The 15,956-nt window shown below is 67.2% G+C and carries 12 protein-coding genes; 6 read left to right on the top strand and 6 right to left on the bottom strand.

The window, feature by feature from the left end; translation table 11 throughout:
* Nucleotides 1–127 precede the first annotated feature (127 nt).
* The 5 genes from PMI38_RS14570 to PMI38_RS14550 all read right to left on the bottom strand — a co-directional run bounded on the left by PMI38_RS14570 (nt 128) and on the right by PMI38_RS14550 (nt 7,461).
* Nucleotides 128–895, bottom strand: coding sequence for an SDR family oxidoreductase (locus PMI38_RS14570; RefSeq protein WP_008095289.1), 768 nt, complete (start codon nt 893–895; stop codon nt 128–130).
* Nucleotides 892–2,568, bottom strand: coding sequence for an FAD-binding protein (locus tag PMI38_RS14565; RefSeq protein ID WP_008095288.1), 1,677 nt, complete (start codon nt 2,566–2,568; stop codon nt 892–894). The genes PMI38_RS14570 and PMI38_RS14565 overlap by 4 nt, the downstream gene beginning before the upstream one ends.
* The gene (locus tag PMI38_RS14560) at nt 2,565–4,286 is read right to left on the bottom strand and encodes an FAD-binding protein (protein ID WP_008095286.1); all 1,722 of its coding nucleotides are present in this window, start codon (nt 4,284–4,286) and stop codon (nt 2,565–2,567) included. The genes PMI38_RS14565 and PMI38_RS14560 overlap by 4 nt, the downstream gene beginning before the upstream one ends.
* Before the next feature lie 131 nt (nt 4,287–4,417).
* Entirely contained in the window at nt 4,418–5,989 is a 1,572-nt protein-coding gene (locus PMI38_RS14555) for an amidase (RefSeq protein ID WP_043273688.1), read from the bottom strand.
* Between the two features lie 41 nt (nt 5,990–6,030).
* Nucleotides 6,031–7,461 (bottom strand): coniferyl aldehyde dehydrogenase, encoded by a 1,431-nt coding sequence (locus PMI38_RS14550; protein ID WP_008095283.1) that lies wholly within the window; start codon nt 7,459–7,461, stop codon nt 6,031–6,033.
* 183 nt (nt 7,462–7,644) lie between these two features.
* On the opposite strand from PMI38_RS14550, the gene PMI38_RS14545 reads away from it, so the two are divergent.
* Nucleotides 7,645–8,628 (top strand): flavin reductase, encoded by a 984-nt coding sequence (locus PMI38_RS14545; RefSeq protein WP_008095281.1) that lies wholly within the window; start codon nt 7,645–7,647, stop codon nt 8,626–8,628.
* Between the two features lie 59 nt (nt 8,629–8,687).
* A complete protein-coding gene (locus tag PMI38_RS14540) occupies nt 8,688–9,959 on the top strand; it encodes a spinster family MFS transporter (protein WP_050548600.1) in 1,272 nt (423 codons plus the stop codon).
* A gap of 7 nt (nt 9,960–9,966) precedes the next feature.
* On the opposite strand, the gene PMI38_RS14535 is transcribed toward PMI38_RS14540, so the two are convergent.
* A complete protein-coding gene (locus tag PMI38_RS14535; RefSeq protein ID WP_008095277.1) occupies nt 9,967–10,485 on the bottom strand; it encodes a peroxiredoxin in 519 nt (172 codons plus the stop codon).
* 335 nt (nt 10,486–10,820) lie between these two features.
* Between PMI38_RS14535 and PMI38_RS27125 the strand changes: the two genes are divergently transcribed.
* From PMI38_RS27125 to PMI38_RS14520, 4 genes are all read left to right on the top strand, one after another.
* The gene (locus PMI38_RS27125) at nt 10,821–10,997 is read left to right on the top strand and encodes a hypothetical protein (protein ID WP_008095275.1); all 177 of its coding nucleotides are present in this window, start codon (nt 10,821–10,823) and stop codon (nt 10,995–10,997) included.
* Nucleotides 10,998–11,123: 126 nt separating this feature from the next.
* On the top strand, nt 11,124–11,798 hold the full coding sequence (locus PMI38_RS14530) for a cysteine hydrolase family protein (protein ID WP_008095273.1): 675 nt from the start codon (nt 11,124–11,126) through the stop codon (nt 11,796–11,798).
* A 15-nt stretch (nt 11,799–11,813) separates the two neighbouring features.
* Entirely contained in the window at nt 11,814–13,175 is a 1,362-nt protein-coding gene (locus PMI38_RS14525) for a purine-cytosine permease family protein (protein WP_008095271.1), read from the top strand.
* 170 nt (nt 13,176–13,345) lie between these two features.
* Nucleotides 13,346–15,883 carry an HWE histidine kinase domain-containing protein gene (locus PMI38_RS14520; RefSeq protein ID WP_008095270.1) on the top strand — a complete coding sequence of 846 codons (2,538 nt, stop codon included), beginning with the start codon at nt 13,346–13,348 and terminating at the stop codon, nt 15,881–15,883.
* Nucleotides 15,884–15,956 lie beyond the last annotated feature (73 nt).

The following is a 15,956-nucleotide window of genomic DNA, read 5'->3' as shown; positions in this document are numbered from 1 at the left end:
GCTCCCACAGGAATCGCATCAGCTTTTGCAGGTTGAGCAAGGCAGTGGCTCCCACTGGTCAAGCACAGACCTTGAATACTGTGCTGTACCTGTGGGAGCCGGCTTGCCGGCGATGGGGCCAGAAGGGCTAGATCGACATCACCAACTGCCCACTGTCGATGCGCAATTCCACCCCATTCACCGCCCGCGACTCGTCACTGGCCAGGTACAACACACTGCCCGCCACATCCTCCGGCAGGCACATGCGGTTCATCGGGTCGCTGTCGATGGTCAGCCGCGACGGGTCCAGACCTGCGGGGAAACCGCCGCGGGTCATGTCGGTCAGCACCCCGTCCGGGTGCAGCGAGTTGCAGCGGATACGGTACTTGCGGCGCCTGCAGAACGCCGCCACCGAGCGGGTCAGCGCCGCCACCGCGCCTTTCGAGGCGCTGTACGCCAGGTAATCGTCTCGCCCGGCCAGCGCAGCCACCGAGGAGACGTTGATGATCGACCCGCCGTGGCCCTTCATCAGGGCGATACCGGCGCGGCAACCGAGGAACACACTGGCGGCATTGACCCGCATGATCCGCTCCCAGTCCTGCAACTCGGTGTCTTCGATCGAGCCGGTCTGCAGCATCCCGGCATTGTTGAGCAGGATGTCCAGCCGGCCATGACGCTCGCCGAGGCTGTCCATCACCCGTTGCCAATCGGCCTCGCTAGAGGCGTCGTGGCGGATGAACCGGGCGGCAGCGCCCAGCGCCTGGGCCAGCGCCTCCCCGGCCTGGGTGTCGATATCGCTGATCAGCACCTGCGCCCCTTGCGCCACCAGCAACCGCGCACTCGCCGCGCCGATGCCCCTGGCCCCGCCGGTGACCAGGGCGACCTTACCCTGGACACGTCCATTAGCTTCACTCATGACGCCACCTCGCATTCCACCGCCACGCCTGCACCCTGCGCCACCGCGGCCCCGGCGCGACGCCCGGAGAACACGCAGTCAGCCAGGGACAGGCCGCTGATATACAGATGTGAAGGAATACCCACCGCCGTGCGACCTGCGGCGTACAGCCCGGCAATGGGCTGGCCGTTGGCCGTCAGTACCGCGCCCGTGCGTTCATCCACGCGCACGCCCCCCAGGGTCAACGCACCCAACGGGAAGATCGGGTTGCCCACGGAAATGTCACAGGCATAGAAAGGCCCCTGCTCCAGCACCTGGCGGCCATCCACCGATTTGCCGAACGGCTCCGGCGCCTGCCCGCTGGCCGCAGCGTTGTTCGCCAGTACCGCCTGACGCAGGGTTTCGGCCTGCATGCCAGTGGCCTGGGCAAGCTGCCCAAGGTGCCCGCCCTTGCGCGCGCCAAACAGCATCAACACCAGAGCCGGCAGCGCCTGGAACCACCAGTAGCCGCCAAACAGCGCCTCGCGCAGGGCTTTCTTGCGCAGCGGTGCATCGAGCACGAGCCAGGCCTTGCCGCCCTGCTCTTCCATCAACGGTTGGCCCAGGGTGGCGCCGTACACCTCTTCGTTGCAGAAGCGTGCGCCGTCACGGTTGACCACGATGCCCCGGTGCCAGCTGTACGGTGGGTTGATGAAGCGCCAGGCCGAGACCCGCGCCAACCGGTCGCTCGCCGCACCCACGCTCAGACCCAGGCGCAAGCCGCTGCCATCGCAGCCGGTGGCGCCGACCTTGAAATTGCGCCGGAACGCCGGGGCATGGTCCTTGATCAGCTCGCGGTTGAAGATGAACCCACCGGTGCTGAGCACCACGCCGTTGTTCGCCCGCACCAGGCATGGCCTGGCGTGCGCCTGTTCCAGCGCGCTCACGCGCAGGCGCAGGCGGTCGCAATAGCCGGGGGCGAAGTTCTGCAGGCGTTCGGCGCGTGCCGCCAGCCGTGCATGCGCGCGGGCGACCTTGCTGCCGACCGGCAAGCGCCACAGTTCGGCGCCGAGCACGCGCCCGTCTCCGTCCATGACCAGGCGCCTGGCTGCCGCCTGCAGCAGCGGCCGCACGCCGGCGCGCAAGCAGGCCGCCTGCAGGTGGCTGTACAGCACCGCGCCGCACTGGCCCTTGCCGACCGTGCGGTGGCCACGTGGCGCCGGGGCCTGCTCACCGGCATACGCGGGCACCAGCTCATTGCCTGAGTAATAAAGGAAGGCGCCATCCGGTGGATAGGACGTCTTGCCACCGGCTGGCATCTGGTGGGCGTAGGGCGCGCCGTGGCTTTCCAGCCACTGCAGGTTGGCGACGCTGTCGTTGCAGAAGCGCCGCAGCGTCTCGTCGCTGACCACGCCATGGGTTTCGTGCCTGAGGTAATCGAACATGGCTTCGGGGGTATCGTCGAAGCCGGCCGCGCGCTGCTGCCGGGTGCCGCCGCCGGCGTACACCACCCCGCCGCTCTTGGCGCTGGCGCCGCCTCCGGTAAAGCGATCGGCGATCAGCACATCGGCACCGTCGGCGCGGGCCTGCAGGGCGGCGCAGGCACCGGCGGCGCCCCAGCCGATGACCAGCACATCGCAGTGATCCTGCCATTGCACGGCATCGGCGTCGTCTACCCGCAGGGGCGCGAGGATGGGCGTGACAGGGGTGTTCATCGGGCCTCCTGGCGCTGGGCGGCGAGGTGGTTGGCGGCAATGTAGGCAAAGGTCATCGCCGGACCCAGGGTGCCGCCCGCGCCGGGGTAGCTGGTGCCCATCACCGAGGCGGAGCAGTTGCCGATGGCGTACAGACCGGCGATGGCCGAGCCGTCCTCGCGCAGCACCTGGGCCTGGGCGTTGGTCAGCAGGCCGCCCTTGGTGCCGATGTCGCCGGCGTCCAGGCGCATGGCGTAGTACGGGCCCTTGCGCAGCGGTGCCAGGCACGGGTTGGGCTTGATGTTGCTGTCGCCGTAGTAGCGGTCGAAGACATTGCCGCCTCGTCCGAAGTCCTTGTCGACGCCAGTGCGGGCGTACTCGTTGACCTTGGCCACGGTACTGGCCAGGCCCTGCGGGTCGACGCCGATCTTCGTCGCCAACCCTTCAAGGGTCTCGGCCTTCCAGTACAGGGTGTCGCGCCAGGCTTCGCGCAGGCGGCTGTCGGGCATGACCTGGGCCGGCATCAACGGGCCCATCGCATAGTTGAAGCGGAAATGCCCGTCGAAAATCACCCAGGCCGGCACCGAGCGCCCGCCACTGTGCGCGTTGTCGCGGTGCATGGCATCGACGAATTCCAGGTACGGCGCGGCTTCGTTGACGAAACGCAGGCCCTGGCCATTGACCACGATGGCGCCGGGGAAGGCGCGCTCGGCAAAGATGCCACGGGGCTTTTCTTCGCCCGGCACGGCAATGGTCGGCGCCCACCAGGCCCAGTCCATCAGCGCCGTCGCCGCGCCCTGGGCCAGGCCGGCCTGCAGGGCCGCGCCGGTGTTGTTGCCCGGTGGCGTGGCGCTCCAGGCCATCTGGGTCGGTTTCGGCAGGTACTGTTCGCGCAGGGCCTGGTTCTGTTCGAAGCCACCCGAGGCGAGGATCACCCCATGGCGGGCGCGCAGTTCCAGCTCACGCCCTTCGCGGCAGATGCGCACGCCGCCTACCCGCCCCTGCTCGACCAGCAATTCTCGAAAATCGCTGTTCAGCCACAGCGGCACGTTGCGGTCCATCAGCGAGCGGCGCAGCGAGCACACCAGCGAACTGCCCAGCGCCGCACGACGGTCCACGCGGCTCTTGCGGCGCCATTTGAAGTCGAGCTTGTAGCGCAGCATCAGGCGCAGGATCAGCAGCCGCCAGCCAAAACCACGGGCCATGGCCTTGTGCGCATCACGGGCAGTCCAGGCGATGCGGCCCATGAGCAGGGTCGAGGGAGACGGTTTGCGCAGGTTGTCCAGCTCGGCACCGAGCAGGCTACTGTCGAACAGTTCGGGGTCGAGGGTACGGCCACCCGCCAGGGCGCCGGGCAGGTGCGGGTAATAGTCGGGGTATTTCGCCGCCACCGCGTAACGTACTCGGCTGGTGCGGGTCAGCGCCTCGATCATCTTCGGCGCGTGGTCCAGGTAGGCCTGCAGGCGGGCCGGCTCGACGTGCTCGCCGGCGGCGGCGGTCAGGTAGCGCTGGGCCTGCTCGGGGCTGTCGTTGCCGCCCTGGCGGGCGAAGTAGTGGTTGTTGGGGATCCAGATACCGCCGCCGGAAATCGCCGAAGTGCCGCCGAACTTGTCGCTTTTTTCCAGTACCAGCACGCTGAAACCCTGGTCGGCAAGGAACACCGCCGAGGTCATCGCACCGGCCCCCGAACCGACCACTATCACGTCGTACTGGGTTTGAGACTGATCTTGAGCCGTCATTGTTGTTGTGCCATCCGCTAAGGTCAGGGAGAGACCGCCAACACCGTTGCGGGGCCGTTGGCGGCGTGCATCCCATGATCGGCGCTGGCCGAAACACACTCATCGTCAAAGCGGACTAGGCGCCCGCCCTGCTAAACCACCGCGCGGCGCGCAGCCCAGGGCTGCGCCTGCTCCAGCTGGCTGGCCAGGCGCAACAGCACATCCTCGGCGCCGAGCCGGGCGGTGAACAGCATGCCCACCGGCAGGCCGTTGTCGCTCTGACCCAACGGCAGGGAGATCGCCGGCTGGCCGCTGACGTTGGCCAGCACGGTGAACCCGGCGCTGCCCATGGCCCGCTGGGCATAGGTGTCCCAGTGCTGGTCGAGGGTGAGCTGGCCGAGCGCCGGGGTGAGGTTGGCGGTGACCGGCGAGAGGATCACGTCGAAACGCTCGAACGGTCGCTCCATGGTCGCGCCGATGCGCTCGAAGCTCTGCCGCGCCTGGTACATGCTGACGCCGTTGGTGCCCTTGGCCCGCTCCAGCACCACCTGGGTGATCTGCTCCAGGTCCTGGGCCGTGGCCGCGCGCCCAAGGGCCTGCTCGCGCTCGTGCACCAGGTTGAGCAAGGCGGTGCCGATCACCGTGCCGTGGGCGCCGAACAGCTCGCGCGGGTCGATGGCCAGTTGCAGCTCGTCGAGCTCATGGCCCAGGCCGACCAACTGCTTGATGGTCTGCTCCAGGGTCGCGGCCACGGCGGGATCCAGCGGCGCGCCGGTCAGCGACTGGCGCACCACGGCGATGCGCAGCTTGCCCGGGTCGCGGCGCAGCTCTTCGCTGTACGGGCGCGCCAGCGGCGCGCTCCAGTAGGCGCTGCCGGCCTCGTGGCCCTGGCCTGCATCGAGGAACAGCGCGGTATCGCGCACACTGCGCGACACCACGTTGCCGACGCTGGCACCGAACCAGCCCTCGTAATGCGCCGGCCCGCTGGGGGTGCGATAGCGGCTGGGCTTGAGCCCGACCAGGCCGCAGTAGGACGCCGGGATACGGATCGAACCGCCGCCATCGGTGGCATGCGCCACCGGCACGATGCCGGCCGCCACCGCCGCTGCCGCGCCGCCCGAAGAGCCGCCGGCGCTCATGGCCAGGTTCCAGGGGTTGCGGGTCTGGCCCCAGAGCAGCGACTCGGTGGTGGTGGTCAGGCCGAACTCCGGGCAGGTGGTCTTGCCGAACGGTACGGCGCCGGCCTGTTCATAGCGGCTGATCAGGGTGCTGGTGAAGCTGGCCGGCGGCGCATCGCGGAACAGCCGGCAGCCGTTGCTGGTGGACGTGCCCTGCAGGTAGGTGTTGAGGTCCTTGAGCAGGATCGGCACCCCGGCCAGTGCGCCCTGGGCGCCGGTGCCAGCGCTGCGGCGGCGGCCGAGCAAGGCCCGCGCATAGTCCTCGTGCAGCATGTTCACCGCTGCAACCTTGGGGTTGACCAGAGCACAGCGGGCCAAGGCCGCGGCCAGCAGTTCCTCGCCACTGAGGCTGCCGGCGCGCACCGCCTCGGCCATGGCCCAGGCGTCCAGGTTTTGATAGTCGGCCGCCGACAGGCCGCTGTCGGCGGCGGTGGCGAAGCGTCCCAGCAGGCCTGCGCCGACGGCAACCGCGCCGGCCTTGAGGACGCTGCGTCGTGGCCAGGCGGCCGGGGCATCGTATGAAGTGGCTTGAGGATCGATCGGCATGAGGGTCTTGGCGTCCTGTTCGTTGTTGTTCTTGAGGTTCATCAGTCGGAGGTGACCTGGGCCAGCATGGCGGCGAGGTAGTGCTCGCCATAGGGCGGCAACAGGCCCCACTCGCGGCGCGGGTCATGGGCTGGGGCCTGGCACACCGTGCGCAGGTGGCTGAATTCGAGGAAGCCCTCGCGCCCGTGATAATGCCCCATGCCCGAGGCGCCGACACCCCCGAACGGCGCATCGTGCAGCGCAGCATGCAGCATCACCTCATTGAGCGTCACGCCCCCCGACAAGGTGTGGTCGAGCACCTGTTGCTGCTCCTGGCTGTCATCGCCGAAGTAGTACAGCGCCAGCGGTCGTGGGCGCGCGTTGATCTGCGTGATGACCTGCTCCACGGCGTCATAGGTGAGCACCACCACGGCGGGGCCGAAGATTTCGTCCTGCAGGATCTGCGCGTGCGCGGGCGGGTCGATCACCACCCGCAGCGGCCGGCGCCGGTCTTCGCCCTCGCTCGCCTCGGGCAGCGACTCGATGCGGGCGCCCTGCTCCATTGCGTCCTGCACCAGGGCTTCGACCCGCGCCAGGTGCTGCGCGTTGACCACCGCCACCACGTCCGGGTTGCCGCTGACCGTCGGGTTGAGCGCGCAGTAGGCCGAGCGCAAGGCATCGAGGAAGGTTTCCAGCGAGGCCCGGGGCACATAGACCAGGTCGGGGTTGATGCAGATCTGCCCGCCATTGGTGGCCTTGGCCACGGCAATGCTGAACGCTGCCTTGTCCAGATCAGCGCTGCGCGACAGCACGACCGGTGATTTGCCGCCCAGCTCCAGGGTCACCGGCACCAGGTTGCTGGCGGCATTGCGCATCACCGAGCGGCCGATGGCCGTGCCGCCGGTGAACACCAGGTGATCGAACGGCTGGGCGGTGAAGGCTTCGGCCAGGTCGGCACCACCGGTGACCACCGCCACCTCCAGCGGGTCGAGGTGCTCGGCGCACAGCGCGGCGATCAGCGCGGCCGTGCGCGGCAGCACTTCGGACGGTTTGAGGATGGCCCGGTTGCCGGCGGCCAGGGCCGACGCCAGCGGGCTGAACAGGGTGTACAGCGGTGCATTCCAGGTGCCGATGATGCCGACCGAACCCTTGGGCTGGTAACGGATCCAGGCTTTGGCGCCCAACTGGTCGTAAGGGGCGAAGACCGGCCGCGGCTCATCCGCCATCCACCCCTGCAGGTGGTCCCTGGCGTGCTTGAGGCTGGCCAGCGCGCCGAGGATGTCGTTCATCAGGGTAAAGCCGGCGGGTCGGCCGCCAAAGTCCTGGTCGATGGCCTCGGTCAGGCTTTCGTGATGGCGCACCAGCAGATCGATCACCTGCTGGAGACGCTGGCGGCGGCGTTCTGCGCTAACGGCACCTGCCTTGTTGAAGGCGCCCTGCTGGCGTGACAACAGGTCGCCGAGCGCCTGGATCGATGACGGAGCGGGTTGCATGCGTGTCTCCTCTGGCTGTTGGCTGCGCTCGCGGCGCTAGGCCCCACACTAGCCATGGCAACAGGGCCGGCGCCTCGTCCGATCGGACCAGAATCGAGCAAAAGCGTTAGTCCGTTGAGACGATGCCTGGGCAGGCGGGCCATCCAATACTGGCGCCAGGCAATCCAACCCATGAGGCCAGCCATGGCAACACAACATATCGGTTTCGACCCCCAGGCCTTCCGTGCGGCGCTCGGCACCTTCACCACCGGCGTCACCATCATCACCTCGCAAGCCGAAGACGGCTCGCCGGTCGGCATTACCGCCAACAGCTTCAACTCGGTGTCGCTCAACCCGCCGCTGGTGTTGTGGAGCCTGTCCAAGCAGGCGCGCAGCTTGCCGGCGTTCAGCAGCGGCAAGCACTGGAACGTGCACGTGCTGTCGATCGAGCAGGAGAAGCTGTCCGGGCGCTTCGCCACCCAGGGCGAGGACAAGTTCGCCGAGATCGCCCTGGACAACGGCATCAGCGATGCGCCGTTGCTGCAGGACTGCACGGCCCGTTTCCAGTGCCGCACGGCGTTCCAGTACGAAGGTGGCGACCATGTGATCTTCGTCGGTGAAGTGCTCGCCTTCGACCACAGCGACCGCGCGCCGCTGGCGTTCCAGAGCGGCCAGTACGCCCTGGCCACGCGCAAGCCGCGCAGCGAGCTGCGCCTGGCCACCACCCCGCCGCCACCGGAATGCAGCTACACCGAGGACCTGCTCGGCTACCTGCTTGGCCGTGGCCACTACCAGGTGCTCAACCTGCTGCGCCACCTGCTGTGCAACCAGCAGCTGGACGAACAGGCGTTCTTCGTGCTGGCGGTGCTGTCGATCCGCGACAACCTGAGCCTGCAAGAGATCAACACCTTCGTCAATTACACCGGCCACGTGGTGACCCTGGCAGGCATGCGTTTCCTTGAACGGCAGGACCTGGTGGCCATCGAGGGCGAGGCCGCGCACCTGCGCTTCGTGCTCACCGCCAAAGGGCGGGAAATCTCGTTGCAACAGGTGGCCCTGGCCAAGGTGGTGGAAGAAGAACTCACCGCCAAGCTCGGCGAGGCCGATGCCCAGGCGCTCAAGGTGCTGCTCAAGCGCCTGATCGTGGTCAGCGACCCCGGCTTGCCGGACCTCTGGGCGCCACGGTGAGCAGCGCCGTGCCCACCTTGCCGCCGGCAGCGGTCGGCTGGCGCGGCCATGGCCTGCTGATGCTGCTGGCGGCGGTGTTCGCCGACAACTTCGTCGGGCGGCAGATCCTGGCGGTGATGATCGAGCCGATCAAGGCCGAGTTCGGCGTGGGCGATACGGCGCTCGGGCTGATCTCGGGCCTGGCCTTCGCGGTGGTCTACGCCGTGCTCGGCCTGCCCGCCGGCAGGCTGGTGGACCGCCTGCCGCGCACCCGTGTGCTGGCCGTGGCCTGCCTGCTGTGGGCCCTGGCGACCATGGCTTGCGGGCTGGCCGGCAGTTTCCTGGTGTTGGCCCTGGCGCGCATGCTGGTGGCGGTGAGCGAGTCGCCGACCACCTCGGCGTCGCTGTCGCTGATCGCCGACCTCTATCCGCCGCAACGGCGTTCGTTCGCCATCAGTTGCTTCACGGCTGCGCCGACCTTTTCCTCGATCATCGGCCTGAGTATCGGCGCCTGGGTGGTCGAGCAGTACGGCTGGCGCACCGGCTTCATCGCCCTGGGCCTGCCGGCATTGGTCTTCGCCGCGATCCTGGCGCTGCTGGTGCGCGAGCCGCCGCGCGGGCGCTGGGACCTGGCACCCCACCCGGCCCCTGCAGCACGCCTCGGCCTTGGCGCCGAGGCTCGCCAGTTGTGGGCCTTCGTGCCCTATCGGCAGCTGATCCTGGCCGGCGGCCTGACAACGCTGGGTTCCTATGCCGTGGCGATGTGGAACACCAGCTTCCTGGTGCGCTCCCACGGCCTGTCGTTGCAGGAGGCAGGGATGCTGGCGGGCGTGGTGTGCGGCACCTGCGCCGGGGTCGGCGGGCTGTTCAGCGGCTGGTTGAGCGACCGTCTGGCGCGCAGGGCAGCCCACTGGCAGCTGTCGCTGCCGATCTTCGGACACCTGGCGGCGATGTCGGCGCTGGCCACTTACCTGTTGTGGCCCAGCGACCTGCTGATGCACCTGGGGGCGCTGCCGGTGCCGGTGGCGATGCTCTGGTGCGCGCTGTACAGCTTCTTCGCGGTGTGGTGGGTGGCGCCCTCGTACAACCTGGTCACGCAACTGGTGGCCTCGCAACGGCGCGGCACCGCGATGGCCCTGCAGACCATCGTCAGTACCTTGCTCGGGGTGGGCGTGGGGCCGCTGCTGACCGGTGTGCTCAGCGACCTGCTGCAGCCCTGGTACGGCCAACAGTCGCTGCGTTATGCGCTATTGCTGGTCAGCCTGCCGGTGCTGGGCGCCGTGCTGTTGCTGCTGCGCACCTCGCTGTACAACCGCAGGCACCGCCACCTCCAAGCCCTGCCTGCGGAGTGAAACGGGGTTAGCGCGGGCCGCCGCTCTCACGCAGGAACGCCAGCATGCTTTGCGCGTCGCTCACTTCGAGCTTGCCGGGCGCATCCACGACGATGCGCTTGACCAGCAGGTCGTCGGCGAACAGGGCGTAACGTTGGGAGCGTTTGCCCATGCCGCGGGCCGAGGCGTCCTGGGCCAGCCCCAGGGCGTCGGTCAGTTCGGCGTTACCGTCCGATATCATGCTGAGCGCACCTTGCTCGGCGAAGGTCTTGCCCCAGGCGTGCATGACGAAGGCATCGTTCACCGCCACGCAGATGATTTCATCGACACCGGCACCCGACAGCGCCTGCGCCGTTGCCAGATAGCCCGGCACATGGTGCTCCGAGCAGGTCGGGGTGAATGCCCCGGGCAGGCCGAAGATCACCACCTTTTTACCTGCACAACGCTCGCGCAGTGCAAACGCCTGCGGGCCCAGCGGGCAACTGCCTTGGCCGTCGCTGTATTCATAGAGGGTTACGTCGGGCAGCTGGTCGCCGGTGTTGATCATTGCGGTCTCCTTGAAGTCGAGTCTGTTTGTTCGCTCGCGGGATAGTACAACGTCTCTGGTGTTACGCACGTTACGTTGCGTATCGATGTCTGATGGTATGCCGCATACCATTGGTAACAGATGCTATTCCTGTGGGAGCGGGCTTGTCCCGCGAAAAAGGCAGCGCGGTGGTTGGCACCGGCTACGCCGGTGTTCGCGGGACAAGCCCGCTCCCACAGGAATAGCGTCGACTTTTGGAAGTTGAGCAAGACAGTTGCTCCCAGCTTTTAGAGGTTGAGTAACTTGGTTGGCCTGGTTATTGCTGCTGCATGGCAAAACCCCACGAGCATGCGCGCATGTCCATTCACCTTCCTGGCTCCCCCCACGCCTACCCATCGCCCCAGCGCGATGCGGCGGCGTGCGCCATGAAAGGCTATCTGCGCCGTGCCACCGCCCCCGCCCAGATCGAACTCAAACGGCTGCGCGCCTGCGTCGCCGCCAAGCAGAATGGTTTCTGGCAGATAGTCAGGTAATTCCTCCCTCGAGCATTCGTCTCGCGTGTGGCAGCGGCCGCTTGCCGGTCGTTGCCTTGTCTTTTTGCACAGCCCTCGCTGCGCCCGCCTGGCGCTGGCAGGGCCGCTGCACCTGGAAGAAACCTGATGGTCAACGAAACCGCACTCCTCATCATCGACCTGCAAAAGGAAGATGGCTTCAGCCTTGAACGCTTCGGCCCCGTCGTCGACAACACGGCCGCGTTGGTCGACGCGGCCCGCAGCCTGGAAATCCCGCTGTTCTACACCCGCCACATCAACGACGCGCGCGGTCGCGACCTGCTGCACGGCGAGCCCGTGAACGCCCAGGGCCAGCCGGCCACCTACTGCGCGGGCACTGGCGCCGTGGACATTCTCGATGCGCTGGCGCCCCAGGCGGGCGATGAGGTGATCGACAAGCATCGCTACAGCGCCTTCCACGGCACGCGGCTGACGCAGATGCTGCACCGCCGGGGCATCAAGCACCTGATCGTCATGGGGGTGCTGACCGACGTCTGCGTCATGACCAGCCTGTTCGACGCCTACCAGCACGACTTCCAGCTGACCCTGGTGGCCGACGCCTGCACGGCGACCACCCAGGCCGCCCACTACTCCGCGCTGTTCATTCTTTCCAACTGGATCTACGGGCTCGACATCATCAGCACCGAGCAGTTGCTCCGGCGCTTGCACAACCAGCCCGCCACTTCGCTGCCCAGCGCCGCGCCCGACCACCTCGCCTTCCAACCCGAAGCGTTCGTCGAGGCCATCGCACGCCTCGAAAGCCGCCTCGTCGCTGAACGCTGATTGGAGACCACCGGCATGAAAGTTGAAAACAGAAGCATCGACTACATCCCCGAAAACGAACGCTACGGCGAACCGCGCTCGCTGTTCTTCGTCTGGTTCGGCGCCAATGCCAACATCACCACGGTAGCGGCGGGTGTGCTGCCGATCAGCCTGGGGCTCAACCTGTTCTGGAGCGTGCTGTCGATCTTGCTGGGCTCGATGATCGGCGCGATCTTCATGGCCTCGCACTCGGCCCAGGGCCCGCGCCTGGGCATCCCGCAGATGATCCAGAGCCGCGCGCAGTTCGGCGTGTACGGGGCCATCGTGCCGCTGCTGTTCGTGATGCTCATCTACCTGGGCTTCTTCGTCAGCAATACCTTGCTGGCCGCCCAGGCCGTCGCCGCCGCCAGCCCGTTCGGCAATGGCGTGAACATCATCCTGCTGGGTCTGGCGTGCTTCCTGGTGGCGTTGTTCGGCTACTCGTTGATCCACCGCTTCCAGAAGGTCCTGTCGCTGGCCTCGATCATGGTGTTCGGTATCGCCACGGTCATGGCACTGGCGCTGCCCGTGGCGCCCGGGCAGTGGTCGGCGCAGGGGTTCGATGCGGTGGGGTTCCTGGCTTCGGTGAGTATCGCAGTGACCTGGCAGCTGTCCTACGCCCCCTACGTGGCGGACTACTCGCGTTACCTGCCGACCCGCACGTCGACCCGGCAGGTGTTCTGGTACAGCTACCTGGGGACCGTGATCGGCGGCAGCTGGATGATGGTGCTCGGGGCGCTGCTGGCCAAGGGCATGGGCGGTTTCACCGAGAACGTGGGCCTGAACCTGGTCACCTTCCTCGGTGGCAGCGCGCTGCTGACCTTCGCCTTCGTGCTCTACGGCCAGATCGCCATCAACGTGTTCAACCTGTATGGCGCGTTCATGTCGACCGTGACCGTCATCGAGCCGTATGCGGCGCTCAAGGTCACCCCGCGCGTGCGGGCCGGCTTCATGCTGGTGATCTGCGCCGCGGCCACTGGCCTGTGCACCCTGGCCCAGGACGACTTCTTGCAGTTCTTCCTCAACTTCATCTTCTTCATGAGCTACTTCCTGATCCCCTGGACGGCGATCAACCTGGTCGACTACTACGCCTTGCGCAAAGGCGAATACCGGATTGCCGACATCTTCGAGCCAAGCGGTATCTATGGGCGGGTCAATGGCATTGCGGTCGGGGTGTTCCTGGCCACGATCGTGCTGGAGATCCCGTTCATGAGCACCTCGTTGTATGTCGGGCCGGTCGCCAGAAGCCTGCAGGGCATCGACCTGGCGTGGGCGGTGGGCCTGGTGTTCCCGGCGCTGGCCTATTACGGCCTGATGAGCCGGCGCAAGCGCCTGGCAGCCGCACCGGCCAAGGGCTGAAGGCATTGTCCAGGCCCACGCTCGCCGCGCCCTGCGAGCGTGGGCCTCAGGTGACGAAGACCAACGCGCCAGCTAGACTCGGAAGCTGAACATGACTTAACTACTTCGTTTGCCTGAAATGTTCGGCGGTCAACTTAGGCAACCGGTCTTTGGGAAACCGGCAGGAACCTATGACTGTGCAACCTCAGGTCAACTTGACCAACTGTGACCGCGAACCCATCCAGATTCCCGGCAGCATCCAGCCGCATGGCTGCCTGCTGGCCTGCAACGCATCCGCCAGTGTCGTCCTGCGCCACTCGTTGAACGCCCCGGCCATGCTCGGCGTTACCGCCGAGCTCAACGGGCAGCGGCTCGAAGCGATCCTCGGCGCCGAAGCTGCGCATACCTTGCGCAACGCCTTGGCACGGGTCAAAGAGGCGTCGCGCCCGGCACTGTCGTTCGGCGTGGTGATCGCCTCGGGGCAGGCGTTCGATGTGTCCGCGCACCTGTTCAAGGGCACGGTCATCCTCGAATTCGAACCTTCCGGCGCCAGCATCGCCGAGCCTGTGGAGCTGGTGCGCACGGTGATCGCGCAACTGCGCGACATCGAGCGCTCCGACAAGCTGATCCTCGACACCGCCCGGCGCGTGCGCGCGCTGCTCGGCTACGACCGGGTGATGATCTACCAGCTCGGTGCCGACGGCGCCGGCAAGGTGGTGGCCGAGGCCAAGCGCGGCGGCCTTGAGAGCTTCCTCGGGCAATACTTCCCGGCCTCGGACATCCCGCAGCAGGCCCGTGCGCTGTACCTGCGCAACCCGGTGCGGATCATTTCCGATGCCAACTTCAAGAGCGTGCCCATCGAGCCGGTGCTGGATTTGTCTGGCGAGCCGCTGGACCTGTCGTACGCGCACCTGCGCAGCGTGTCGCCGATTCACTGCGAGTACCTGAGCAACATGGGCGTCGGTGCTTCCATGTCCATTTCGGTGATCGTCGACGGCGCCCTGTGGGGCCTGGTTGCCTGCCATCATTACGCACCGCGCACCTTGGCCATGGGCCAACGGGTGGCGGCGGAAATGTTCGGCGAGTTCTTTTCCCTGCACCTGCAGACCCTGCGCGCCAAGCACACCCTGGAAGCTGCCGAACAGGCGCGACAGGTGCTGGACAACCTGCTGCTCGACGCACACCGCACCGCTGACCTTGAAGCGCTGCTGCGTTCGCGTCTGTCGGTGTTCAAGGCCCTGATCCCTTGCGATGGCATCGGCATGGCGCAGCAGGGTCGCTGGTCCGCAGATGGCCTGACGCCGCCCAAGGCGGCGATTCCCGGCCTGCTGAGCTTCGCCGAGGGGGTCGCCGAGGGCCGCACCTGGGCGTCGAACTGCCTGTCGATGGCCCACCCGCCGGCCGCGGACTATGCCGTCGACGTCTCCGGCGTACTGATCGTGCCGATGTCGCAGCACCCCAGGGACTACCTGATGCTGTTTCGCAAGGAGGTGGTGGAAACCCTGGATTGGGCAGGCGACCCCAACAAGACTTACGAAAGCGGCCCGCTGGGCGAGCGCCTCACCCCGCGCAAGAGCTTCGCGGTGTGGAAGCAGACCGTTCACCAGCACGCCTTGCCGTGGAGCGAGCAGGACCGCCAGTTTGGCGAAGCGATCCGCGCCGCGATCGTCGAAGTCGCCCTGCACAACAGCGAACTGCTGGCCGACGAACGCTCCAAGGCCGACGTGCGCCAGCGCATGCTCAACGAAGAACTCAACCACCGGGTGAAGAACATTCTGTCGCTGATCGGTGCGCTGGTGGCCCACCCCACCTCGGAAAACCAGACCCTCAACGACTACGTGGCCACCCTCAAAGGCCGTATCCAGGCACTGTCTCTGGCCCATGACCAGGTCGTGCGCGGTGACGGTGGCGGGCGTTTCGCCGCGCTGCTGGAAGCCGAGCTGTCGCCCTACCGGACCACGGCCGATGCCCTCGAACTGCGCGGCCCCGGCCTGCTCCTCGATGCCCGCGCCTTTTCGGTGCTGGCCCTGGTGCTGCACGAGCTGGCCACCAATGCGGCCAAGTACGGCGCGCTGTCGCGGGCCGGTGGCACGCTGTCGGTAACCTGGGCCGTGGATGCCGGCGGCGCCTGCGAGATCATCTGGTGCGAACGCGGCGGCCCCACCGTGCGCCCGCCGACCCGCACGGGGTTCGGCTCGGTGCTGATCGAGCGCAGCATTCCGTTCGACCTTGGCGGCAGCAGCAACCTTGAATACCGGCCAGAAGGCCTGTATGGCGTGTTCAGGATCCCGGCCAAGCACCTGACTCTGGTCGAAGACTCAAGCCACGACAGCCCATCGGCCCCAGCGCCTGTGGTGCTGCCAGACTGCGCAGCCCTGGTCGATGCCTGCGTGCTGATCCTCGAGGACCAACTGGTGATTGCCGTCGGTCTCGAGCAGATCCTTGCCGATGCGCAGGTCGAGGACGTCATCACCGCCAGCTCCGAAGCCGAGGCGCTCAAGCTCCTGGCCACGCAGAGGCCGGATGTAGCGGTACTGGACATCAACCTCGGCAGCGGTACCTCCATTGCCGTCGCCGAAGCGCTCACCCGTCTTGGCATTCCGTTCCTGTTCGCCACCGGCTACGGCGACAGCGTCAGCATTCCCGGCCACTTGAAGCAGGCGCCCGTGGTGCGCAAGCCCTACGATGCGGCGTCGATTCTGTCGAACCTGGAGATCCTGCTGGGCTAGGCAGTCCCTGTGGGAGCGGGCTTGCCCCGCGACACAGGCAGCGCGGAGCATCGCACCGGCTTCGCCGGTGTTC

The organism is Pseudomonas sp. GM84 (genome assembly GCF_000282535.1).
Taxonomy (GTDB): Bacteria; Pseudomonadota; Gammaproteobacteria; order Pseudomonadales; family Pseudomonadaceae; genus Aquipseudomonas.
This window is presented reverse-complemented; position numbering and strand designations above follow the sequence as displayed.

What these genes read in the sequence shown, in the direction of transcription:
- PMI38_RS14570 (WP_008095289.1), bottom strand. Translation starts at nt 895, where the DNA reads ATGAGTGAAGCTAATGGACGTGTCCAGGGTAAGGTCGCCCTGGTCACC.
- PMI38_RS14565 (WP_008095288.1), bottom strand. Translation starts at nt 2,568, where the DNA reads ATGAACACCCCTGTCACGCCCATCCTCGCGCCCCTGCGGGTAGACGAC.
- PMI38_RS14560 (WP_008095286.1), bottom strand. Translation starts at nt 4,286, where the DNA reads ATGACGGCTCAAGATCAGTCTCAAACCCAGTACGACGTGATAGTGGTC.
- PMI38_RS14555 (WP_043273688.1), bottom strand. Translation starts at nt 5,989, where the DNA reads ATGCCGATCGATCCTCAAGCCACTTCATACGATGCCCCGGCCGCCTGG.
- PMI38_RS14550 (WP_008095283.1), bottom strand. Translation starts at nt 7,461, where the DNA reads ATGCAACCCGCTCCGTCATCGATCCAGGCGCTCGGCGACCTGTTGTCA.
- PMI38_RS14545 (WP_008095281.1), top strand. Translation starts at nt 7,645, where the DNA reads ATGGCAACACAACATATCGGTTTCGACCCCCAGGCCTTCCGTGCGGCG.
- PMI38_RS14540 (WP_050548600.1), top strand. Translation starts at nt 8,688, where the DNA reads ATGCTGCTGGCGGCGGTGTTCGCCGACAACTTCGTCGGGCGGCAGATC.
- PMI38_RS14535 (WP_008095277.1), bottom strand. Translation starts at nt 10,485, where the DNA reads ATGATCAACACCGGCGACCAGCTGCCCGACGTAACCCTCTATGAATAC.
- PMI38_RS27125 (WP_008095275.1), top strand. Translation starts at nt 10,821, where the DNA reads ATGTCCATTCACCTTCCTGGCTCCCCCCACGCCTACCCATCGCCCCAG.
- PMI38_RS14530 (WP_008095273.1), top strand. Translation starts at nt 11,124, where the DNA reads ATGGTCAACGAAACCGCACTCCTCATCATCGACCTGCAAAAGGAAGAT.
- PMI38_RS14525 (WP_008095271.1), top strand. Translation starts at nt 11,814, where the DNA reads ATGAAAGTTGAAAACAGAAGCATCGACTACATCCCCGAAAACGAACGC.
- PMI38_RS14520 (WP_008095270.1), top strand. Translation starts at nt 13,346, where the DNA reads ATGACTGTGCAACCTCAGGTCAACTTGACCAACTGTGACCGCGAACCC.